Origin of the sequence: Candidatus Pelagibacter sp. HIMB1715 (assembly GCF_052047595.1) — a bacterium.
Classification (GTDB): Bacteria; Pseudomonadota; Alphaproteobacteria; order Pelagibacterales; family Pelagibacteraceae; genus Pelagibacter.
Map to the genome: position 1 here is coordinate 1 of NZ_JBNAJY010000021.1, position 22,258 is coordinate 22,258.

At 28.0% G+C, this 22,258-nt stretch carries 29 protein-coding genes and 1 tRNA gene; 12 read left to right on the forward strand and 18 right to left on the reverse strand.

Going from position 1 to position 22,258, the window contains the following annotated elements; genetic code table 11:
• Positions 1-30: 30 nt before the first annotated feature.
• From hisG to ACTTAY_RS05860, 12 genes are all read right to left on the reverse strand, one after another.
• Positions 31-723 (reverse strand): ATP phosphoribosyltransferase, encoded by a 693-nt coding sequence (gene hisG, locus ACTTAY_RS05805; RefSeq protein WP_440672705.1) that lies wholly within the window; start codon positions 721-723, stop codon positions 31-33.
• Positions 723-1,775 (reverse strand): ATP phosphoribosyltransferase regulatory subunit, encoded by a 1,053-nt coding sequence (locus tag ACTTAY_RS05810; RefSeq protein WP_440672706.1) that lies wholly within the window; start codon positions 1,773-1,775, stop codon positions 723-725. The genes hisG and ACTTAY_RS05810 overlap by 1 nt, the downstream gene beginning before the upstream one ends.
• Positions 1,753-3,147 (reverse strand): histidine--tRNA ligase, encoded by a 1,395-nt coding sequence (hisS, locus tag ACTTAY_RS05815; RefSeq protein ID WP_440672707.1) that lies wholly within the window; start codon positions 3,145-3,147, stop codon positions 1,753-1,755. Before hisS ends, ACTTAY_RS05810 begins: the two co-directional genes overlap by 23 nt.
• A 311-nt stretch (positions 3,148-3,458) precedes the next feature.
• Positions 3,459-3,671 carry a cold-shock protein gene (locus ACTTAY_RS05820; RefSeq protein ID WP_075505957.1) on the reverse strand — a complete coding sequence of 71 codons (213 nt, stop codon included), beginning with the start codon at positions 3,669-3,671 and terminating at the stop codon, positions 3,459-3,461.
• 81 nt (positions 3,672-3,752) lie between these two features.
• Positions 3,753-3,827: transfer RNA gene (locus tag ACTTAY_RS05825), tRNA-Phe, on the reverse strand.
• A 4-nt stretch (positions 3,828-3,831) separates the two neighbouring features.
• On the reverse strand, positions 3,832-4,047 hold the full coding sequence (infA, locus tag ACTTAY_RS05830; RefSeq protein ID WP_440672708.1) for a translation initiation factor IF-1: 216 nt from the start codon (positions 4,045-4,047) through the stop codon (positions 3,832-3,834).
• Between the two features lie 2 nt (positions 4,048-4,049).
• Positions 4,050-5,333 carry a histidinol dehydrogenase gene (hisD, locus tag ACTTAY_RS05835; protein WP_440672709.1) on the reverse strand — a complete coding sequence of 428 codons (1,284 nt, stop codon included), beginning with the start codon at positions 5,331-5,333 and terminating at the stop codon, positions 4,050-4,052.
• Between the two features lie 7 nt (positions 5,334-5,340).
• On the reverse strand, positions 5,341-5,733 hold the full coding sequence (locus ACTTAY_RS05840; protein WP_440653456.1) for a DUF2948 family protein: 393 nt from the start codon (positions 5,731-5,733) through the stop codon (positions 5,341-5,343).
• Positions 5,730-6,992 carry a UDP-N-acetylglucosamine 1-carboxyvinyltransferase gene (gene murA, locus ACTTAY_RS05845; RefSeq protein WP_440672710.1) on the reverse strand — a complete coding sequence of 421 codons (1,263 nt, stop codon included), beginning with the start codon at positions 6,990-6,992 and terminating at the stop codon, positions 5,730-5,732. Before murA ends, ACTTAY_RS05840 begins: the two co-directional genes overlap by 4 nt.
• A 3-nt stretch (positions 6,993-6,995) precedes the next feature.
• Positions 6,996-7,556 carry a dCTP deaminase gene (gene dcd, locus ACTTAY_RS05850; RefSeq protein WP_075505953.1) on the reverse strand — a complete coding sequence of 187 codons (561 nt, stop codon included), beginning with the start codon at positions 7,554-7,556 and terminating at the stop codon, positions 6,996-6,998.
• Positions 7,557-7,653: 97 nt separating this feature from the next.
• Positions 7,654-7,854, reverse strand: coding sequence for a hypothetical protein (locus ACTTAY_RS05855; RefSeq protein ID WP_440672711.1), 201 nt, complete (start codon positions 7,852-7,854; stop codon positions 7,654-7,656).
• Between the two features lie 173 nt (positions 7,855-8,027).
• Complete coding sequence (locus ACTTAY_RS05860) at positions 8,028-8,750, reverse strand: TVP38/TMEM64 family protein (RefSeq protein WP_440672712.1); 723 nt, start codon at positions 8,748-8,750, stop codon at positions 8,028-8,030.
• 94 nt (positions 8,751-8,844) lie between these two features.
• Here ACTTAY_RS05860 and rpmH point away from each other — a divergent pair, with 94 nt between their 5' ends.
• From rpmH to ACTTAY_RS05910, 10 genes are read left to right on the forward strand one after another with little or no spacing between them, the layout of a single operon-like run.
• A complete protein-coding gene (gene rpmH / locus ACTTAY_RS05865) occupies positions 8,845-8,985 on the forward strand; it encodes a 50S ribosomal protein L34 (RefSeq protein WP_023854404.1) in 141 nt (46 codons plus the stop codon).
• A gap of 4 nt (positions 8,986-8,989) precedes the next feature.
• Entirely contained in the window at positions 8,990-9,331 is a 342-nt protein-coding gene (rnpA, locus tag ACTTAY_RS05870; RefSeq protein ID WP_075505950.1) for a ribonuclease P protein component, read from the forward strand.
• Positions 9,331-9,579 (forward strand): membrane protein insertion efficiency factor YidD, encoded by a 249-nt coding sequence (yidD, locus tag ACTTAY_RS05875; RefSeq protein WP_440672713.1) that lies wholly within the window; start codon positions 9,331-9,333, stop codon positions 9,577-9,579. Before rnpA ends, yidD begins: the two co-directional genes overlap by 1 nt.
• 1 nt (position 9,580) lies before the next feature.
• Positions 9,581-11,257: a membrane protein insertase YidC gene (yidC, locus tag ACTTAY_RS05880; RefSeq protein WP_440672714.1), complete on the forward strand. Its 1,677-nt coding sequence runs from the start codon at positions 9,581-9,583 to the stop codon at positions 11,255-11,257.
• The gene (gene argB / locus ACTTAY_RS05885; RefSeq protein WP_440672715.1) at positions 11,257-12,123 is read left to right on the forward strand and encodes an acetylglutamate kinase; all 867 of its coding nucleotides are present in this window, start codon (positions 11,257-11,259) and stop codon (positions 12,121-12,123) included. Before yidC ends, argB begins: the two co-directional genes overlap by 1 nt.
• The gene (locus tag ACTTAY_RS05890; RefSeq protein WP_075505946.1) at positions 12,120-12,791 is read left to right on the forward strand and encodes a pyrimidine 5'-nucleotidase; all 672 of its coding nucleotides are present in this window, start codon (positions 12,120-12,122) and stop codon (positions 12,789-12,791) included. Before argB ends, ACTTAY_RS05890 begins: the two co-directional genes overlap by 4 nt.
• 4 nt (positions 12,792-12,795) lie before the next feature.
• Positions 12,796-13,623, forward strand: a complete 828-nt coding sequence (dapD, locus tag ACTTAY_RS05895; RefSeq protein ID WP_440672716.1) for a 2,3,4,5-tetrahydropyridine-2,6-dicarboxylate N-succinyltransferase — start codon at positions 12,796-12,798, stop codon at positions 13,621-13,623.
• 1 nt (position 13,624) lies between these two features.
• Positions 13,625-14,782 (forward strand): succinyl-diaminopimelate desuccinylase, encoded by a 1,158-nt coding sequence (gene dapE, locus ACTTAY_RS05900; RefSeq protein ID WP_440672717.1) that lies wholly within the window; start codon positions 13,625-13,627, stop codon positions 14,780-14,782.
• Positions 14,779-15,708 carry a histone deacetylase family protein gene (locus tag ACTTAY_RS05905; protein ID WP_440672718.1) on the forward strand — a complete coding sequence of 310 codons (930 nt, stop codon included), beginning with the start codon at positions 14,779-14,781 and terminating at the stop codon, positions 15,706-15,708. The genes dapE and ACTTAY_RS05905 overlap by 4 nt, the downstream gene beginning before the upstream one ends.
• A gap of 31 nt (positions 15,709-15,739) precedes the next feature.
• Positions 15,740-16,231, forward strand: a complete 492-nt coding sequence (locus tag ACTTAY_RS05910; protein ID WP_262590133.1) for an SET domain-containing protein — start codon at positions 15,740-15,742, stop codon at positions 16,229-16,231.
• Here ACTTAY_RS05910 and truA read toward each other — a convergent pair.
• From truA to ACTTAY_RS05935, 5 genes are read right to left on the reverse strand one after another with little or no spacing between them, the layout of a single operon-like run.
• Positions 16,211-16,951, reverse strand: a complete 741-nt coding sequence (gene truA / locus ACTTAY_RS05915; protein ID WP_440672719.1) for a tRNA pseudouridine(38-40) synthase TruA — start codon at positions 16,949-16,951, stop codon at positions 16,211-16,213. The two genes, ACTTAY_RS05910 and truA, sit on opposite strands and share 21 nt — an antisense overlap.
• Positions 16,952-17,872 carry a methionyl-tRNA formyltransferase gene (fmt, locus tag ACTTAY_RS05920; RefSeq protein WP_440672720.1) on the reverse strand — a complete coding sequence of 307 codons (921 nt, stop codon included), beginning with the start codon at positions 17,870-17,872 and terminating at the stop codon, positions 16,952-16,954.
• Between the two features lie 3 nt (positions 17,873-17,875).
• Positions 17,876-18,394: a peptide deformylase gene (gene def / locus ACTTAY_RS05925; RefSeq protein ID WP_440672721.1), complete on the reverse strand. Its 519-nt coding sequence runs from the start codon at positions 18,392-18,394 to the stop codon at positions 17,876-17,878.
• Positions 18,395-18,418: 24 nt separating this feature from the next.
• Positions 18,419-20,176 (reverse strand): hypothetical protein, encoded by a 1,758-nt coding sequence (locus tag ACTTAY_RS05930; RefSeq protein ID WP_440672722.1) that lies wholly within the window; start codon positions 20,174-20,176, stop codon positions 18,419-18,421.
• Positions 20,151-20,333 (reverse strand): hypothetical protein, encoded by a 183-nt coding sequence (locus ACTTAY_RS05935; RefSeq protein ID WP_440672723.1) that lies wholly within the window; start codon positions 20,331-20,333, stop codon positions 20,151-20,153. The genes ACTTAY_RS05930 and ACTTAY_RS05935 overlap by 26 nt, the downstream gene beginning before the upstream one ends.
• 57 nt (positions 20,334-20,390) lie before the next feature.
• Between ACTTAY_RS05935 and ACTTAY_RS05940 the strand changes: the two genes are divergently transcribed.
• Together ACTTAY_RS05940 and aroB are read left to right on the forward strand one after the other, a co-directional pair.
• A complete protein-coding gene (locus ACTTAY_RS05940) occupies positions 20,391-20,903 on the forward strand; it encodes a shikimate kinase (protein WP_440672724.1) in 513 nt (170 codons plus the stop codon).
• Positions 20,890-21,993 (forward strand): 3-dehydroquinate synthase, encoded by a 1,104-nt coding sequence (gene aroB / locus ACTTAY_RS05945; protein WP_440672725.1) that lies wholly within the window; start codon positions 20,890-20,892, stop codon positions 21,991-21,993. The genes ACTTAY_RS05940 and aroB overlap by 14 nt, the downstream gene beginning before the upstream one ends.
• On the opposite strand, the gene ACTTAY_RS05950 is transcribed toward aroB, so the two are convergent.
• A complete protein-coding gene (locus ACTTAY_RS05950; RefSeq protein ID WP_440672726.1) occupies positions 21,985-22,245 on the reverse strand; it encodes a BolA family protein in 261 nt (86 codons plus the stop codon). The two genes, aroB and ACTTAY_RS05950, sit on opposite strands and share 9 nt — an antisense overlap.
• Between the last annotated feature and the right edge of the window lie 13 nt (positions 22,246-22,258).

A 22,258-nucleotide genomic window follows, 5' to 3' on the forward strand; every position in this document is an offset into this window, starting at 1 on the left:
ATTAAAATTATTCTTATTTATTGGAAAGATTTAATTCTTAGAAAGTAAACTAGCTAAACTTTGAAGAGATTTATTTTTAGACGATGATTTAGATATCATCATACAAGCCTCTGATTTTAAAATCTCCCCATCTTTTAAAATTCTTAAATTATTAGCTTTTAAAGTTTCTCCTGATGAAGTGATATCAGTAATTATTTCTGATGAACCAGTGAAAGGATATGCTTCTGTAGCACCCAAACTATCTACTAATTTAAATTGAGTAACTCCCTTAGAAAATAAAAATTCTCTTGTTAAATTTGGATATTTTGTTGCAACTCTTAATCTTTTCTTTTTCTTATCTCTAAACTCAAATGCTATTTCCTCTAAATCAGCAATAGTTTGGACATCAATCCAAGGATCAGGAATTGCAACTACTAATGTGGCCTTCCCAAAATCATATTTTTTAATCACATTAATTTTCTTTTGAATATTTATTTCACTCTCCTTTAATAAATCAAAACCAGAAAATCCTAGATCTAATGAACCATCTCCAAGTCTTTCTATAATTTCTCTTGCATGAAGGTATAATATTTTAACATTTTTCTTTTGTTTAATTGAACCTAATAAATCTCTTTCTCCTCTTTCTGAAATTAGATTTAATTTATTTTTTTTAAATATGTTTAAGACATCCTTTCGGAGTCTGCCTTTACTAGGAATTCCAATATTTAAAATATTTTTCTTCATTAATAATTTAAATTTAATGCAGCTCCAACTGCTGGTATTTGTTTTTTTGACCCAAGATCAGAAATTAATCGATCATAACGACCGCCATTAATAATATTTTTTAATTTATTTTTTGATTTAACATCAATTTTAAAAACCATTCCTGTGTAATATTCCAATTGTCTTCCAAAAGAAGTTGAAAATACTACATTTAGTTTTGAAACTTTGTTTTTAGAGACAGGAAAATATCTTTGATCAACCACCAAATTAATTCTATTTTTTTTAAAAAATTTATTTAACTCAGATGCAGCCTCGTTGATTGGGCATTTGATTTTTAAGAAGTCTTTAATAATTTTTGAAACACCTTTACCTTTACTAGCTCTTCTTGGATCTTTAATTTTGTTATCAAATCGATTTAATATCTCATTAATAGTTCTTCCTGCTATTACATTTGATAAATCTTCTTCCAGCATTTTTAAATAACGCTTTTTATCTATTTCAACGATAGTTGGATCTACATCAGAGTTTGTCTCTAATCTTTTTAAAAGATCGTTAAAGTAATCTTCTCTCCAAAAATGTCTTGATAATCTTAACTTCCATCTTTTTGGAATATCTAGTTTTGAAATTAACAAATTAAATATTTCAACATTTCCAATTGTTAATTTGCCTGATGAATATTTAATATTTTGAAGAGATTTTAATGAGGTATTGATAATTTCTTTATCATCATTTTTTTCATCTTTAGAGCCTAAAATTTCAAATCCAATTTGATCTCGGATAATAGAATCACTTTTATTTTCAGATTTTCTATAAGCTTGACCACTATAAAAAATTTTTTCTTTTCCTTTTAAATTATTTTCTAAATATCTTAAGCAGGATGCAATTGTTAAATCTGGTCTAAGACACAGCTCACTTCCATTTTGATCAGTAAATGAAAAAATAAATTTTCTAAAGTTTTCACCTGACCTTTGAACAATATGATTTGCCTCAATAACTGACGGTAAATCAATATATTTATAACCCTTAGATTTTACTGATCTAAGAATGCTTTCAGATAAGTTTTTTGATTTCATCTATTAAATTTGATTTTGGAAATGTTTTGTTATTTTCACCTTTAACACCTTTAAGATTTTTTATCGTTACTGTTCCTTCATTAAATTCATTGTCACCACAAATAACTGCTACATTTAATTCACGCTTATTTGCTAAGGTTAATTGTTTGCCTAAATTTTTCTTTGTATCTAAAAATATTTCTGCATTAATGTTATTTTCCCTTAATTGATCTACAATTTCGTAATAATTTTTTAGATATTTTTCATCCATCACACAGACTAAAACGGGCTTTTGATCATCCACCTTAATCTGATCTAATTGTATAAGTGCAAATAACAATCTATCCACACCAAAACTAATCCCTGTACCTGGAATATCTACCCCTTTAAATCTTGAAATAAGCTTAGCATAAGATCCTCCCGAACAAATGCTGCCAATTTCAACTTCTTTTCCTTTATTATTTGTAACTTTAAAATTTAAGTTAGTTTCAACAATAAAATCAGAATAATAAGCTAGACCTCTAACAATAGTAAAATTGGTTTGTACTTGTTCTAAATTAGAACCAAATCCTAAAATTTCAAAAACTTCCTCAAGCTCTTTAATTCCTTCTTGAGACAGTGGATTTTTTAAATTTTCTTTTAATTGTTTTAAGTCTTTTATTTTTAAAAAATTTAATATTTGTGATGCTTGTTCGTCTGTTAGATCAGCACCTTTTGTAACTGCACCGCTTGCATCTTTTCTCTCTTTTTTAAGAAGATCTTCAACACCTTTTAAACCAAATCCAGGTTTATCTAATTTATCAATAGCTCTAATTACTTTTAATTGCTTATCTTCAGATATTTTTAAATCATCAATTAAACCTTGTACTATTTTTCTGTTACTAATATTGATTGTGAATTGATCTTTATTCAAACCACAATCTAAGAGTGTACTTGAGATTAAATTACAAAGTTCTGCATTAGCTTGAGCTGAATTAACATTTCCAACAATATCAAAGTCAGCCTGCATGAACTCTCTGTATCTTCCATTTCCTGCTTTTTCATTTCTAAAAACATTCTGAATTGCGTATCTTTTGTAAATTAATGGAAGCTCTTGGTTGTTTTGAGCAACAAATCTAGCTAAAGGACTAGATAGATCATATCTAAGAGTAATATTTTTATCACCATCTTTGAATGAGAATACATCAGACATAGGGTTATTCTCGTCCTCTGCTAAAAACGAACCAATATTTTCACTGATCTCAAAAGAAGGGGTTTCCAATGGTTCAGCTCCAAATTTTAAAAAATTTTTTTCAATCACTTTTAAAAGTTGTTTTTTTAAAACTAACTTTTTATTCCAACGATCTTCAAATCCAGATGGTAAGGAAGGATTGAGTTTTTTATCTTTTTCCATTTTAGTGGTACTTTGGGTAGGTTACGCTCCTACGACTTCGGATCCACAAACCGACGTGATACTATTTCACCACCAAAGCTTATCCTTTAGTTATTATCTTATTTTATGTGGAATGAAAATTATAATATAAATAAATAGCCTAATGGCTATGGAAACAGTTTCTGTCAGTACTTCTATAAGTAATTCTGTATGTAATATTTATATTCATGAGCAGCCTTTTAGACAAAAATTATTAATATTCAAGGCTTAAATAAAAAAAGGACGTTAATCTACCAAATGTAGAATAACGTCCTTTAGAAATTTTACGAAAATTAGTCTATTTTTTTTAAATTTACTGCAGAAGGACCTTTAGGACCGTCTTCTAAAGTGAATTCAAGTTTATCACCTTCATTAAGAAATCTCATTCCAGCAGCTTTAACAGCTGAAGCATGTACAAAGGCATCTTTCTCTTTGTCGTCTCTCTCTATAAAGCCATATCCCTTTTTACCATTATACCATTTTATTTTACCTTGTAGTGTACTCATCTTATTTCTTCGTCCTTTTGTTATTTATTATATTAATTAAGTTAATTTCTTTTACAGGTATTTCAAGATCAAACTTTGTGGTGGTGGCTGAGGAAGGATTCGCACCTCCGACACAAGCCTTTTCAGGGCTCTGCTCTACTCCTGAGCTACTCAGCCTTATTTATCCTCTAAAGGTAATTCTTCCTTTAGTAAGATCGTAAGGTGTCATCTCCACAGTTACATTGTCACCTTGAAGAACTCTAATTCTGTTTTTTCTTAACTTACCTGCTGTGTGTGCTGTAACCGTATGACCATTCTCTAGCTTAACTCTAAACATTGCATTCGGAAGTAGGTCTATCACAGTCCCCTTGAATTCAAGTAAGTCTTGTTTTGACAAATTTATTTTCTCCTTATTCTTTTTAATACTGATTGGGCATGCCCAATCAAGCCTTCGTAATTTGCAAGTGTTATAACTGATGGTCCAAGACTTTCAATACCCTTTTTTGATAAGTTTATGTATGAAATTCTTTTGTAGAATTCGTTTACACTTATACCACTTGAATATTTTGCTGATCCATTAGTTGGTAAGACATGGTTTGAACCTACATTATAATCCGTCATAGCCATAACAGCATATTTTCCTAAACAAATTGATCCTGAATTTTTTATTTTTGAAACAATAGATTTATAGTTTTTAACATTTAGCTCTAAATGCTCTGGAGCTATTTTGTTAACAATATCTATAATTTTTTTATCTGAATTTACATGCATTAAAACTCCATTATTTTGCAAACTTCTCTTTGCAATAGACTCTCTTGGAATATCTTTTAATTGTTTAATTATTTCAGTTTTAACTTTATTTAATAAGTTTTTATCTTTTGAAATTAATATGCACTGTGCAAGATCATCATGTTCTGCCTGTCCTATTAAATCACTTGCAATCCATTCTGGATTAGAATGCTTATCACAAACTATTGTAACTTCAGAAGGACCAGCAGTCATACCTTCAATTCCAACATCTCCAAAAACTTCTTTTTTTGCAGCCGCAACGTAAGCATTTCCAGGCCCTACAATTTTATCAACCTTTTTAATTTTTTTTGTTCCATAAGAAACTGCAGCAATAGCAGATGGTCCACCAATTGAATAAATTTCCTTAATTTTACATTTTTTAGCAGCATACAATACCGCAGGATTTTGTTTTCCTTTATAGCCTGGGTTAATCATAACTATTCTTTTTACACCAGCAACAATAGCTGGAATTGCATTCATCAATACACTAGATGGATAGGATGCGGTTGAACCAGGTACATAAATTGCAACCGACTCTAAAGGTAAATATTTATACTCAAGTTTATTTTTAAATTTATCAGTGTAAGAAATATTTTTGAATTTTTGTAATGAATGAAATTTATAAATCCTGTTGTAAGCAGTATCGATAGATTTTTTTACTATAGAATTTAATGATTTAATTGATTTTTGAATTTGATTTGAGCTAGGTTCAATTATTGAATTTTTATTAAATTTTTTCTCATATTTTAATAAAGCTTTATCGCCATTTTTTTTAACATCTTTAATAATGTTAGTGACTGAAACAAAACTTGATTGAACTTTTCTCTTTCTTTGCAATAACAAATCATCCAATAATTTGTCAAAATTTTTCTTACTGTTATCTAAAACTTTCATCTCTACTTTATTTTATTTCGCTTTGATCCTCTAATATGGCTTCAATCGTTTCAGCGGTCAAAGCGATATGAGCATTGTTACTAAAAAAGAGATTTATTTCATAAACATCGTTATTTTTCAAATAATCTATTCCTACTAATTCTAAAACCAATTCTTGATTTGATTGATCAATATTTTTTGACTTTACCTTATCAACAAAATCAAATCTGCAGATACTATTGACTTTTTTGTCCTCATTTTCATTTTCTACTTTAATACGTTCAATTGATAACAAAAATACTTTATTAGATTCTAGATACTTAATATCTGAAACTTTTACTTTAGCTCCTGAACTACAAGCTGAAATCATTTGCAATCCCTCTTTGTCTGTAGCAATAATTTTGGCTAAATATTTATTCATTTTTTTAATCTTTTTATTTTAACACCAATATTTTTTAATTTATTTTCAATTTTTTCATAACCACGATCTAAATGATAAATCCTGTTAATTACAGATTTCCCTTGTGCAACCGAAGCTGCTAAGACAAGCGCCACTGATGCTCTTAGATCACTAGACATTACTTCTGCACCAATAAATTTCGTATTACCCTCAATATAAGCTTTATTATTTTTGGTTGTAATATTTGCGCCCAATCTCTGTAATTCGGCAACATGCATAAATCTGTTTTCGAAAATATTCTCTGTGATTGAGCTTTTTCCTTTTGCTTTACACATTAAGACCATTAATTGCGCCTGTAGATCTGTTGGAATTCCAGGAAACTCTTTTGTTTTGATATTTTTAATAGACTTAATTTTTTCTGGTCCATTAATATGAATTTTATTTTTGCTTACTTTTATTTTGGCTCCTGTTTTTTTTAATAAATCAAGTTCTGTATTTATTATTTTTGGATCTAAATTATTTATTTCTAAATTCCCTTTAGTTAGAGTTGCAGCTACACAAAAAGTACCAGCTTCAATTCTATCAGCCATCACTGAATAATTTGTTGAATTTAAAGAACTTACTCCGTTAATAGTACAAGTTCTCCCTTTCCAATTAATTTTTGCACCAGCTGAATTAAGAAAATTAGTAAGGTCTTTTATCTCTGGCTCAACAGCACAATTTCTTAATACTGTTTTTCCTCTTGCCAAGCATGCAGCAATTATAGAATTTTCAGTTGCACCAACAGTAATTTTTGGAAATCTAATTAACCCTCCTTTAAGTTTGCCAAAAGATTTTGCTAATATGTAACCATCCTTAATTTCATAATTCATGCCAAGTTTTTCTAAAGCTGACAAATGATAATTAACTGGTCTTGCTCCAATTAAGCAACCACCTGGCAATGATGTTTTTGACTTATGATATTTTGCAACTAAGGGTCCTAATACTAAAATTGAACCTCTCATTGTTTTAACTAATGAATAACTAGCAAAAGTTTTCATATTTTTATTGTTTGAAATTTTTGCAGTTTTTTTATCTTTAGAAAGTTCGATTTTTGATCCAAGAGATTTAAGTAAATTAAGCATAGTGCTTATATCTTTTACTCTTGGAAGATTATGAATAGTTACCGGTAAATCAAAAAGTAGTGTAGCTGCTAATATTGGCAATGATGCATTTTTCGAACCTGATATTGAAACTTTGCCTTTGATTTTGCTAGGACCATCAATCAGAAATTTGTCCATAACTTACTTTTTAATTTTAGCAACCTGAATAGTAGTTTGTCCCTGATATTTACCGTTCTTAGATTTATAAGTTGTCTCTGGTTGAGTCTCTGATTTAAAGAATAAAAATTGGGCTATACCTTCATTAGAATAAATTTTTGCTGGATTAGGTGTAGTGTTGCTTAGCTCTATAACTATATTTCCCTCAAATTCATTTTCAATAGGAGTTACATTACAAATTATACCTGTTCTTGCATAAGTGCTTTTACCAACACATATACAAAGTACGTCTTTTGGAATTCTGAAATATTCTACTGTTTTAGCTAAAACAAATGAGTTTGGAGGAATAATGCAATGTGGTCCCTTTTTCTCTATAAAATTATCATCTGAAAAATTTTTTGGATCAACTAAGGAATTATTTACATTAGTGAATATTCTATATTCATCAGAGATCCTAACATCATAACCCATGCTACTTAATCCATATGATATTTTTCCCTCTGCAACTTGATGATCTAAAAATGGTTCAATCATGTTGTGCTCTTTGCACATCTTCTTAATCCACGAGTCAGGCTGAATAGACATTACTTAGATTTTTTTTTATTTTTTTTTTGGAATAGTTTTCTTTTTTTTAAGTTTTTTCTTAAAGCTAAGCTCAAACGCTCATTTTTATCTTTTGAACTCATTCTTTGTTGGGATTAGTCAAAAAATCTAATGATATTGGTTTATTAGGATCTAATGGTTTTGATGTGGGCTCTTCTTTTTTTGGGCCTTCTTTAGCTAAACGTTTGGCTTTTTTTTCAGCAAGCTTTCTTTCTCTTTTAGCTTGCTTCTCCATAAGCTTGTTACTTTTTGTAGATTTATAATCGTAGTGAATTCCCATAACATTTTTTTTAGTAGATATAGATCATTATAATCAAAAAATTAAGGCAATAATTTGAAAAAAATGCTTTATTATCAATAAATTACTAAATGTATTTTAGCTCCTGTAGTTAAATGGCATAACAAGTCATTGGTAATGACTAGTTCCCTGGTCAGTACAGGGTGGGAGCACCATTAATTTCTATAAAATTTTTTTCTAAAAATGATTGAAATCACAATTAGTACAAAAAATGCTAAAAAAGGAACATAGATATCTGGAGAAAAAATAATATCCATTATTCCAGGAACTTCTGAATTTTGATCGATTACTTTTTCAATCCCACTTCCAATTGAAACTGCCAAAAAAATCTGAGGTGTTATTCCTAAAAAAGTTGCTAATAGAAAATTTTTTACTCTTACATTAAATAATGTTGGCAGTAGACAGCTTATTTGCCAAGGAACTCCTCCAATAAATCTGTAAACAAGCAAATAAAAAAATTCAGATTTTTTAAATTTCATTTCAAGATTTTGAAATTTATTAAGAAATTTTTCTCTAATTAAATCTCTTAAAAAATAATTTCCAAATATATACAAAAAAGTTGCACCTATACTTAAACCAGTTACCACAACTAGTGTTCCTATCCATTTCCCAAAGATAAAACCACCCATGAGTGCTACAGGAGATCCAAAGCCTAGAAAAGGAAACACCCAAAGCACAGTTAGAAACATAAAAGAAATTAAAACTAAAAATAAATTAGAATTCTTCAACTCAATTAAATAAGATCTGTTATTTCTCAAAAAATCATAAGATGTAATCTCCTGAAGACTGAATTTTGAAAAAAAAAAATATAAAAATAAACTAACAATTAATAAGTAAGATAAACCTATAAATAGTTTAATTTTTTTTGTTTTTTCCATAAATATTGTTACTTTATTCCTAAATCTTCTATTTGCTATTTTTATTATTGCTAATATAAAGGGGCAAAATTTATAAAATTTAATCAATTTATTTATGAAAAGAACATACCAACCTTCAAATAAGAAAAGAGCTCGAAAACACGGCTTTAGATCGAAAATGAAAACTAAAGGTGGAAAAAAACTTTTAGCTAGAAGAAGAGCCAGAGGAAGAAAATCTTTAACTGTATCAGTGTAAATTAATGAAAAGCAAAATTGTTGCTCTTTCAAAAAACGAAGAATTTAAAAATTTACTTAAACAAAAAAAGTTCTCGAATAAGTATGTAACTATTTTCTTTGGTAAATTAATGAATAAAAATAATAATAAACTCAATATTAGCTTTGTAACAAAAAAAAAATTAGGGAATGCAGTTAAGAGGAATAAGATTAAAAGAAGATTAAGGAATATTTTAAACGAAGCAGTTAAAAAAATATCAATAAATTTTAACTATTCATTCCTTGTTATCGCTAAGTCATCTATGCTAAATAATGAATACAAATTAATAAAAGAAACTCTATTTCAGGATTTTGAAAAAATAAAATAATGAATATATTTACAAGTATATTAATTAAAATTATCAAAGGTTATAAATATTTGATTAGTCCTTTATTTGGACATTCTTGTAGATATTTACCTACTTGCTCAGAATACAGTATTGATGCACTTAAAGAATTTGGTCTGTTAAAAGGATCATTTTTAAGTATTAAAAGAATCTTATCTTGTCACCCAATCAAATTTTTAGGTGGCGGTGAAGGTTTTGATCCTGTTAAAAAAAATACAAAATTAAAATAATATGGATACTAAAAATATAGTAGCGGCAATTTCATTATCAGCAGCAGTTATAGTTTTGTATTCACTATTTTTTGCTCCTCCACCAATTACGAAAGAAAATATGGCTGAAGGAAATAAAGTTGAACAAAACAGCGATACACCTTCACTAGATCAAAAAGAAAATGTTGCTGAAATTTCTAGAGAGGAAGCTTTAAATCAAAGTGAAAGAATTAATTTTGAGAATGAAAGTATTGTTGGTTCTATTTCACTTAAAGGTGGTATAATTGATGATCTAACTTTTAAGCAATATAATGTCAGTCTAGACTCACAGGAAAAAGTTACACTTCTTTCACCAAGAAATTCAAAAGATGGTTATTTAATTGAAAGTGGTTTTATTACATCTGATAAAAATGTTGAAATTCCAAATTCAAATTCTATTTGGAAAGTTTTAGGAAATAATAAATTAACAGATCAATCTCCTATAAAAATATCTTGGACAAATGATCAAGGTATTACATTTGAAAAAGAGATTGCCTTAGATAACAAATATTTATTTTCAATTAAACAAAGTGTAATCAATCCTACAGATAAAAAGTATGATTTTTATACTTACGGTCAAATCATTAGAAATGAAATGCCTGATATATCTAACTTCTATATCCTTCATGAAGGATTAGTGGCAACACTTGATGATGAACTTATTGAAGAAGATTACGATGATATACAAGAAAAGAAATTTTCAAGAACAGCTCAAAAAGGATGGCTAGGGATTGGAGATAAGTACTGGGTAACTTCACTAATTCCACCTAGAGAAAAAGAATTTAAAACAACATTTGATTATAAAGATAAGTTCAGAGCAAACTTTGTTTCAACTGAGCCATTGGAACTTAATGAAAATTCGTTGATTGAAGAAACCTTACAAATCATTGTTGCTGCAAAAAGAGTTGATGTAATTGATGGATATGCTGAATCTTTAAACATTGATAAATTTGACTTAACAATTGATTGGGGATTTTTATACTTTATTACCAAGCCATTATTTTTTGGAATAGATTATTTCTTTAAATTACTTGGAAATTACGGCTTAGCTATCATAGCAATTACAATTTGTATAAGATTAGCATTTTTCCCGCTTGCAAACTTTTCGTTTAGAAGCATGGCAAAAATGAAAGCCTTACAGCCTGAAATGGCGAGACTAAAAGAGCTACACAAAGATGACAAAATGAAATTGCAGCAAGCAATGATGGCTCTCTATAAAAAAGAGAAAGTAAACCCGATGTCTGGTTGTTTACCAATACTTGTACAAATTCCAGTTTTCTTTGCTTTATACAAAGTTTTATTTGTAACAATTGAAATGAGACAAATGCCTTTTTATGGCTGGATACAAGATTTATCTGAGAGAGACCCTACCTCTTTGTTTAATCTATTTGGATTATTGCCATATGATGTTCCATCATTTTTAGTCATTGGAGCATGGCCTGTTGCGATGGGTGTTTCTATGTGGGTTCAACAAAAATTAAATCCTGCACCAACAGATCCGATGCAAGCAAAAATATTTATGTTCTTTCCATTATTCTTAACAATAATTTTGGCACCTTTCCCAGCAGGGTTGGTAATATATTGGACAGTAAATAATATTTTAACTATGGCACAACAAGTTTTTATAATGAAACGAACCACTGTTAAAACAACAACTTAATGTTGGATATTAAAGAAGAAGAATTAAAAACAATTCTACCACTCGATGGTCCTTCAACTGAAGAAGTAAAAAAATATTTAAAAAAATATAACGATGAATATATTGTTATTAAATGTGGTGGTAGCGTTTTAATTGATGAAAATCTTTTTGATATTTTTATTAAAGACATTTCAACACTAAATAAACTAGGATTTACTCCTATTATTGTTCATGGGGGCGGGAAAAGAATAAGCAATAAACTTAATGAGATAGGTTTAGAAAGTAAATTTATAAAAGGATTAAGGGTAACCGACAAAGAAACTATTAAAGTTGTAGAAGAAGTATTAATTGATTTTAATAAAGAAATTATCAATGCTCTAGTTCAGCAAAATTGCGAAAGTCAGAGTATTAATTCCAAGGAAAATAATATTTTAACAGTTGTACAAGAAAATGAAGAGCTTGGTTTTGTGGGCTCTCCTACAAATGTAGATCAATCAATAATAGATAAAATTATAGCAGATAAAAAAGTGCCTATTATTGCCCCCTTAGGTTTAGATAAAAATGATCAAACTTATAACGTCAATGCAGATACTGCAGCTGGCTTTATTGCTAAAAAAATTAACGCAAGAAGGTTAATTATATTGAGTGACGTAGAAGGTGTTTTGGATAACAATAAAAATCTAATTCAGGAAATTAATTCAGTGTCTATAAAAAACTTAATCGATAATGAAACAATTACTGGTGGTATGATTCCAAAAATAAATAATTGCTTAGATGTAGCTAGTAACGGAGTAAAAGGAGTTGTTATAATAGATGGAAGAAAAAATCATTCTGTTCTATTTGAACTTTTATCAGATGAGGGATCTGGAACTTTAATTAGACAATGAAAAATTTAAGCCATATTAAAAATATTCTATTTGATTGTGATGGTGTACTTTATAGTGACCTAGAGGCAGTATTTGGCCAAGTAAGTAGAAAAATGACTGAATATATCTCAAGTAAACTTAATGTAGATTTAAAAAAAGCCAAAGAACTTCAGACAAATTACTTTCACAAATATAACACAAGCTTAAATGGTCTAATGATACATCATGAAATTGATCCTAAAGAATTTTTAGATTTTGTTCATGATATTGATTTATCTTTTTTAGAAAAAGATACGGCATTAAGATATGAGTTAGAGAATATAAATTTAAGAAAATTTGTCTTCACTAATGGTAGTTACAATCATGTAAAGCACATCACTACAACACTAGGAATTGACGACCAATTTGAAGGCATATTTGATATCGTAGATGCAGAATATCACCCAAAACCAGAAGCTAAAGCTTTCGATTTAATGGTAGAAAAATTCAAAATTGATCCAAAAGAAACTTTGTACATTGAAGATATAGCAAAAAACTTATCGATAGGTAAAGAGCGAGGAACAATTACTGCTTGGTTAATTAATGATGAGGAATGGGGCAAAAAAGAATCTAATAAAGAATATATTGATTATAAAATTGAAAATCTTACTTTATTTTTAAAAGAAATAAGGTTATTAAAAAACCAATAAAACTATGAGCATAGAAAACATTATAAATGAAGCTTGGGAAAACAAAGATCAAGTTAATCAAAATTCAGATCAAAAATTAAAAGATACTATTAATCAAGTAATAGAAGATCTAGATAGTGGTAAATCTAGAGTTGCTGAAAAAATTGATGGTGAATGGGTAACTCATCAACACCTAAAAAAAGCAATTATGCTAAGTTTTAGAATTCATGGAATGGAAACTTTAGATGGTCCCTACTCAGCTTGGAGAGATAAAGCTCATTTGTTAAAAGGAAAAACATCCGGATGGTCAAACGCTGATTTTGAAAAAGCAGGTTTTAGAATGGTACCAAATACTGCAATGAGAAAAGGGTCATATGTTGCTAAAAATGTTGTTCTAATGCCAAGTTATGTAAATATTGGTGCTTACATAGATGAAGGAACAATGATGGATACATTTAGTCGTGCAGGTAGTTGCTGTCAGATTGGAAAAAATTGTCATATTTCAGCAGGAACTGGTATTGGTGGAGTTTTAGAACCAGCACAAGCGCTTCCGACTATTATTGAAGACAATGTTTTTGTAGGTGCTATGTCAGAAGTTGTGGAAGGGGTAATAGTTGGTGAAGGTTCAGTATTAAGTATGGGTATGTATATTGGTCAATCAACTAAAATCGTTAATAGAAAAACTGGTGAAGTAACTCACGGTAAAATACCTCCTTACTCAGTTGTTGTTCCTGGATCATTACCAGATAAAAATAATCCTGCTGCACCCTCGTTATATTGTGCAGTAATTATAAAACAAGTTGATGAAAAAACAAGATCTAAAACATCAGTAAACGATCTTTTAAGAGATTAAAATGCAAACCATTAATGAATTACAATTAGCCAAAGAGCTAATTCGTTACCCGTCTATAACACCAATAGATGCTGGAGTAATGAAATTCTTAGAACAACAATTAAGGAAACTTGGTTTCAAAACTAAAATATTAGAGTTTAAAGAAAAAAACACTAAACCAGTAAAAAATCTTTATGCAAGACTTGGGACCGAAGGTCCAAATTTTTGCTACGCTGGTCACTTAGATGTTGTACCTGCTGGAAACTTAAAAGATTGGACAGTAAATCCTTTCAGACCCTCAATTAAAAAAGGACATTTAATTGGAAGAGGAGCAAATGACATGAAAAGCTCTATTGCAGCTTTTGTTTCTGCTGTCAGCATTTTTGTTAAAAATAACAAAGAATTTAATGGCTCTATAAGCTTACTAATTACAGGTGATGAAGAAGGAATGGCTATTAACGGTACAAAAAAAGTTGTCGAATACTTAAAAAAAAGAAAAGAGAAAATTAATTTTTGTTTAGTTGGAGAACCAACTAATCCAAATAAATTGGGAGAAATGATTAAAATTGGTCGAAGGGGAAGTATGACTGGCAGACTTTCAATTATAGGTATTCAGGGTCATGTTGCTTATCCTCATAGAGCTAACAATCCATCAACTGCTCTTGTTCAAATATTAAAAGAATTGAAGGAAATTAAATTTGACAAAGGAACAAAAGACTTCCAGCCAACAAACCTAGAAGTTACAAAAATAAATATTGATAACACAGCTGATAACGTAATTCCAGGTTTGGCTAATGCAACTTTTAATATTAGATTTAATAATAAACACTCATCGAATTCAATTAAAACAAAAATAAATAAAATATTGAAGAAAATTTGTAATAAAAATAAGTCAAATTATAAAATTGAATATAGTGTATCTGGTGAAGCTTTTTTAACTAAACCAAACCAAACTACATATATGATTCAAGATATAATTAAAAAGGTTACTAAGATTAAACCTGAACTCTCAACCACAGGAGGTACCTCTGATGCAAGATTTATTAGAAAGATTACTCCCTGTTTAGAATTTGGTTTGGTTGGAAAAACAATGCACAAAGTAGATGAAGCAGTTTCTTTAGGTGATTTAAAAAAATTAACTTTAATTTATTCAAATATTTTAAAGAATTATTTTAAGTGAAAACAGCTTTAATTACTTCTGATACATACAAAAATCATAATACAGGAGATGGACATCCTGAAAAAATAGACAGGGTTACAGCTGTTATTGATAACTTTAAAAAATTAGATAACAAAAATTTAATATGGAAAAAGCCTTCAAAATTTGAAAAATCAATATTAATAAAAACTCATTCTTCTGAATATATTGATCATGTCGATCGATCATACCCTCAAAATGGATTTAATTTTTTAGATGGAGATACAGTTGTCTCCCCTGGTAGCAAAGAAGCAACAATGGACGCTGTTGGATCAATTATAACAGCGATTGATGGTGTGGAGGAAAAAGAATTTAAAAATGCTTTTTGCGCAGTAAGACCACCAGGTCATCACGCAGAAAAAGAGAAAGCAATGGGCTTTTGTATTTACAACAATGTTGCAGTTGGAGCTAATTATTTAATTAAAAAATATGGTTATAAAAAAATAGCTATAATTGATTTTGATGTCCATCATGGAAATGGGACACAAGATATTTTTTTCAACAATGAAAAAGTTTTATATATTTCCACTCATCAATTTCCATATTATCCAGGTTCAGGTTCGGAAAAAGAGATTGGAAAATTTAATAATATTTTAAATATTCCACTTGAAGCTGGAACAAGTGCTAGAGAATATTTAAATGCATATGAACTAGTATTAAAAAAATTAAAAGAATTTAAACCAGAATTTCTATTGTTTTCTGCAGGTTTTGATGCACATATTGATGATCCTTTAGCACAATTAAAACTTAATGCTGAAGATTATTATACAATTACAAAAAGAACTTTAGAAATTTCAAAATCATTTTGTAGAGGTAATGTAGTATCTATACTAGAAGGTGGATATGACTTAAAAGCACTACAAGATAGTACTCAAAGACATGTTGATGCTTTAATAGAATTTAATTGATAATTACCAATAAAAAACTAAATAAAACTCAATGAAATTATATAAAATTAAAAAATCTGATATCGATAAAAAAGGTAGAGGACTTTATGCTACTAAAGATATCAAAGAAGGTACAAAGATAATCGATTACGTTGGTAAACTAATTACAAAAAAACAAACTGAAGAGTCTGATAAATATGACAATAGTAAACCAATCTATTTATTTACTATCAACAAAAGATATGACCTTGATGGAGATTTTCCATGGAATACTGCAGGATTAATTAATCATTCTTGTGACAATAATTGTGATTATGATGGTAAAGGTTTAAAAATTTGGGTTAAAGCTATTAAAGATATCAAAAAAGGTGAAGAATTTACCTGTGATTATGGTTTTGGTTATGATGAAAATTACAAACAATTTCCATGTAAGTGTAAGTCAAAAAATTGTTGTGGGTACATTGTAAGAGCAGAGTCTAGATGGCGAATAAATAAAAAATTTGCCATGAGTAATAAAAAAAATCTAATAAAAAACTCTAGATAAAAATAATCCTGTAGGTGGTGCTGGAGGAGCACACAGTGACCTTTTTTTAGACTTTAGAGCTTTGTCAAATTTTTTTAAATCCCATTTCTTTTCACCTAAATATTTTAAACAACCAACCATAGATCGTACTTGCTGTTGAAGAAAAGATTGAGATTTAAAATGAATTTCTATTTTATCATTTAAAGATTTTAATTTTACAAAATCTATCGTTCTAATTGGACTCTTAGCATTACAACTTGAGGCCCTAAATGTTGAGAAATCTTTAGTACCAACTAATTTTTTTGCACCTAATTTCATCAAATCTAAATCTAATTTTTTTCTTACATGCCAAACTTGATTTTTTTCAATCACTGGTGAACTTGTTCTATTTAAAATGAAATATTTATAAACTCTCTTTTTTGCAGAAAATCTTGAGTGAAAGTTACTAGTTCTTTTTCTTATTTTAAGAATTGTAATATTTTCATTTTTTAAAAAGTGATTAATTGAGTTAATAAATTTATCTAAGTTCAATAATTTATTTTTTAAATCAAAATGTGCCGACTGCTCGATAGCATGAACACCAGCATCTGTTCTACCTGATCCAACTATTGTAATATTTTCTTTTAATAACTTTCTAATTTTGTCTTGAAGTATTCCTTGAATAGTTTTATTTTTTTTTTGAATTTGCCAACCTTTATAATTTGTTCCTAAATATTCTATCAAAAGCTGATATCTAAACATTTATATTTTTGAGCCTTTTTTTATCTGCGAACCTTGAATAAATTCACCAATATTTTGAGGTCTTTTCCCTTGCCTCTGTATTTCCTTAATAAGAATCGATTGATTATTACCACAAGCAATTTCAAGATTATCACTCAATACTGTCCCTGGAGTTCCTTGAGCTCTTCCAACTTGAGCTTTTAGAATTTTATATCTTTCTCCATTAAACATAAAAAATGCTCCTGGTGATGGATATAAACCGTTTATCTTACCAATAATTTTTTCAGCATTTTCATCCCAGTTAATTTGACCTTCAGTTTTTTGAATTTTAGATGCATAGGTTGCATTCGAATGATCCTGCTCAATAAAATTTGCATTACCATCTATAATATCATCTACGTTATCTAAAATTTTTTCTGCTGCTAAGCTAGAAAGCTTTTCACTAATTTCTAAAGCATTCAAATTTTCATTAAGTTGGATTTTATAATTATTAAAAACTGGTCCTGTATCTAATTTTTCAGTAATTCTCATTATACTTATTCCAGTCTCCTGATCTAAATTCATAATTGACCTTTGAATTGGAGCGGCACCTCTCCATTTAGGCAGTAAAGATGCGTGTATATTTATAAAACCTTTTTTAGTTAGGTTTAGAAATTTTTTAGGTATGATTTGTCCGTAAGCAACAACTATTGCTAAATCAGCATCTAAAGAATTTAAAAAATTATACTCCTCTTCATTATTTAAAACTGGCGGTGTTCTATATTCTAAATTTAAAGTTTCAGAAATACCCTGTATTGGAGACTTATTAATTTTTTGTCCTCTTTTTGATTTTTGTGGGGGCTGTGTATAGACACAAGAAATATTAAATCCATTTTGATATAAAGATTTTAAAATTGGTACAGCAAACATGGGCGTACCCATAAAAACTAACTTTTTTGACATTTTTTAAACTTCAGCTGTATTTGATTTTAATTTTGAAAGTTTCTTTATGATCATTGATTTTTTTAGTTTTGAGAGATAATCGATGAATAATATCCCTTCCAAATGATCCATTTCATGCTGTATGCATGTTGCAAGTAATCCATCTGCCTTTAGTAACTGTTTCTTTCCATTGTAATCTAAATACTCTACTTCACATTTGCTTGGTCGTTCAATTTCAGCAAATTGATTTGGCACGGATAAACACCCTTCTTCATAAGTTGCCTTAAGTGGATCTTTATTTTTTATTACTGGATTTATAAAGTATCTAGGCTCTTTTTTGTTTTCATCCTTGCTTATATCCATCACTATAATTCTTTTTGGTATACCAATCTGAATTGCTGCAAGACCAATACCATTAGCATCATACATTGTATCGAGCATATCATTCATTAATTTTTGCTCTTCACTTCCAACGGCTTCTACAGGTTTTGATACTTGTCGAAGTAATTTGTTTGGTTCTGTAATAATCGTTCTTATCGCCATAAAATTTGTATGTTATTATAATTTTTATACTTTTAAAGGAAGAACTTTAAGCAATAGCTTATTTCTAATTAAGTCAGCATTTATTTGATTTAAGGTATTCAAAATAAAATAAAGTCTTTTTTCATCAATATTTTCTATTTTGTCATTACCTATTATCTCAATTAAAGATAATAAAACTGTTCCAACTTCATTTGCTTCTATCAACTCAGCTAAATTTTCGTCTAATTCAAAAGGCTTTTGTGAATACAAACTTTCATACTCGCTTGGTATTTCTATTCCGTCTGATTTCAGACTTTCTATAAAAATTATATCTTTAATGGACAAAGTTTCATTACTAAAAATTATTCTATCAAGAAATTTTTTTAAATCTTCTTGTATTTCAGATTTTGAATAATCTCCTCTAAAATAATTTACCCACTTAGATTGATGTAAAATATTATTGTTGTATTGAATTTTTTTGAACTCTGAATTCTGATTTTTTAAATAGTTATTATAAAAACTTAAATAATCTGAAGGAACATTATTTACTTCAATTTCCTTCAAAAAGTTATTGAGCTCTTTATCAAAAGCTAAACCAATTTTGTTATCCTCAAATAACTGCTTCAGCAACTGTAAAAATTTCAATTTCAATTCTGGTTCACTCGTTAAAAGTGCTCTTTGATAAATTAATGCTCTAGCTTCTAACGGAGACAGCAACTTGTAAGTATCAGTTGCACCTAACAATTGATCAATATTAAATTGAAATTTTTTATAATATTCAAATAAGTCTTTTTCTGAGAAAATTTTATAATTTGCAGCTTTCTCAATAATTAAGATTTTATCTTGATCATTTATGTCAACACTACTTAGATCTGGTAGTAAATTTGAATTTGATAGATATTTCCAAATTAATTTAGGCGTATTTTCATTGGGTTCAAATGAAAATTCTGGATTTGTTCTATGAGCTAAATGAAACTCAAATACTGAACTTTCAGAGACTTCTTTGGATGCTTCTTCAATATAACCAAACAGGTAATTCATTTTATTTTCAAAATACTCATCTTGAAAACCTAACTCTTTTTTAAGATCTAGAATTAATTGGGCTTCTTCATTTTTTCCATAATTTACTAAACAATATAAATTTAATTTAGATAAATATTCATCCTCAACTGGTTCTTTAATTTTTGTAAAAAATTCACAAGTCTTCTTTATATTTTTATCAGATAAATAGTTATCTAATAAATGTCTGGTTAGTTTCGGATGAGAATTTACAATTTGATTATTAACCAAAAATTCTTCAATGAGTTCTAAATTAGAATTTTTAATTAACCAATCAGATTTAAATTTTAAAAATTCATTTTCAGTAATATTTTGATTAGGATAATGAGCGTTAGTTAATAATGAGACTTCCATAATTTCTAATGCATCATTAGAAAGATTAATTTTCTCTAAACTGTTAAATAAATTTTTTAACTTTTGACCATCAGAATTCGTCCACATATCAATAGTCAAACCGTGTTCTTCAGGATCGTATAATCCTACTATTTTGACTTCTTTTGATATTAAATTTTCATCTAATTCTATCGAGCCAGTATTTTTATCTGACTGCATATCAAAAACACTTATTTGATCATTGTTATTTTCACCTTCGGTAATAACTGCTTCCTCAACAGTTTCATTTTCTTTTTTTTCAAGATTCCATATATTAATTGGATTATCTTCTGCATGAATAGGATTTAAAATAATTAGATAGCTTAAAAAAATAAAAAAGAATTTTTTATTTAACAATTTTAAAATTTTCATTTGGAATAATTTTTTCAATTTCTTTTTTAGGAGCAGGAAAATCAATTAAATTGAGAATTAAAACAACGCCAAGAACAATTACTAGTCCAAAAATAGATTTAACAACTAGTCCGATTATACTTTTTTTACCTGAACTTGTATTTTTGTTGAATTGCATGTAACTTTAGATAATTTCAAATTAAGACATATTTGTGTTTTTTCAATATTTAAACTTATGAAATCAAAAAAAAATCTGGTTTTTCTAGGTATGATGGGATCTGGTAAGAGTTCTATTGGCTCTTTAGTAGCAAAAAAATTTAAATTAAATTTTGTAGATGTAGATAAAGAAATAGAGAAAAATTTAAATACGACAATTCGAAAAATATTCGAAACAAAAGGAGAAGAATATTTTAGAAAAATTGAGGAAAAAACTACACTTAAAAAATTAAAACTTAGTTCTACAGTTGTCTCTCTTGGGGGAGGTGCTTTTGCAAATAAAAATATTAGAAATGAAGTTTTAAAAAATCATTATTCATTTTGGTTAAATTGGAATGAAAAAATTTTAGTTGAAAGAATTAAAAATAGCAAAAGAAGACCTCTAACAATTAATGCTACAGATAATGATTTAATTGATTTAATTAAAAAACGAACTAACATTTATTCTAAAGCCTTATATGAAATCAAATGTGATAATCTTACAAAAAATGAAATAGTAAGCAAAATTAAAGAAATTTATGAAACCAATTAAATTAACAATTGCAACAAAAACACAAAAATATCCAATAATAATTGGATCAAATTTAATTACTAACCTGTCAAAAATAATTAAGAATAATTCCTTAACATTCAATCAATGCCTTCTTGTAGTTGATAAAAATGTACCAAAAAAATTTATCACTAAAATAAAAAATTCATTCAATAAAAAGAAAATACATATATGTTTTTTTATTGCCAGTGAGGACAATAAAAACTTTAATATTATTAATAAGATCCTAGAAATTTTATTAAATAAAAACTTTTCTAGAGATGACTGTATAATATCAATAGGTGGGGGTATTACAGGTGATGTAAGTGGTTTTGCATCTAGTATCTTTAAAAGAGGTATGAAATTTATAAATATACCAACAACACTTTTATCCCAAGTCGACTCTTCGATTGGTGGCAAAACTGGCATAAATTCACATTACGGAAAAAACCTAATTGGTAGTTTTTATCAACCAAACTTGGTTATAACAGATGTTGATTTTCTTAAATCGTTACCAAAAAGAGAGATTATTTGTGGATATGGTGAAATTTTAAAACATTCTCTAATAAGAGATAAAAATTTCTTTAAATTTTTAAATAAGAATGTGAATAAAATTACTAAACTGAGTTCTCCATTTATTGAAAAAGCAATTTATGAAAGCTGTAAAATTAAAAAAAATGTGGTTGAAAAAGACGAAAAAGAAAAAAATTTAAGAAAAGTTTTAAATTTTGGACATACATTTGGCCATGCTTATGAAGCAGCCCTAAATTACAACAAGAAATTAAATCACGGTGAAGCAGTAATCCTAGGTATAAAGACAGCATTAAGTTTTAGTTTAAATTTAAAAATACTTAAAAAAAGTGATTACAACCTAATTTTAAATCATATTAATAATTTAAATCTATCAATATCTGTTAATAAATTTTTTAAAAAAAAAGATATAAATAAAATATTATTTTTCATGACAAAGGATAAAAAAAATAAATCCCAAAAGATTAATTTGGTGCTTTTAAAAAAAATTGGGTCTCCGCAAATTAATATTGAATATCCAAAAGAAAGATTGAAAAGATTTTTTAATGATTACTTAAGATAGTTGAATTTGAATTGAGTGAATAGTTTCTTTCAATTCTTTATCTAATACTTTATAAATTTTTTTATTACTTTCAATTCTGTTCATACTTTTTAACTCATCAGAAACTATATTTAACTTTAAATGATATTTGCCTTCTTGATTACCTTTGTGATTTTTGTGAAGAAAAGATTTATCTTCTATATCTATACTTTGAATATTTATTTGATCTGATAATTTTTTTTTTATAATTGCAATTAATTCATTTATATCCATATAGTAATTATTA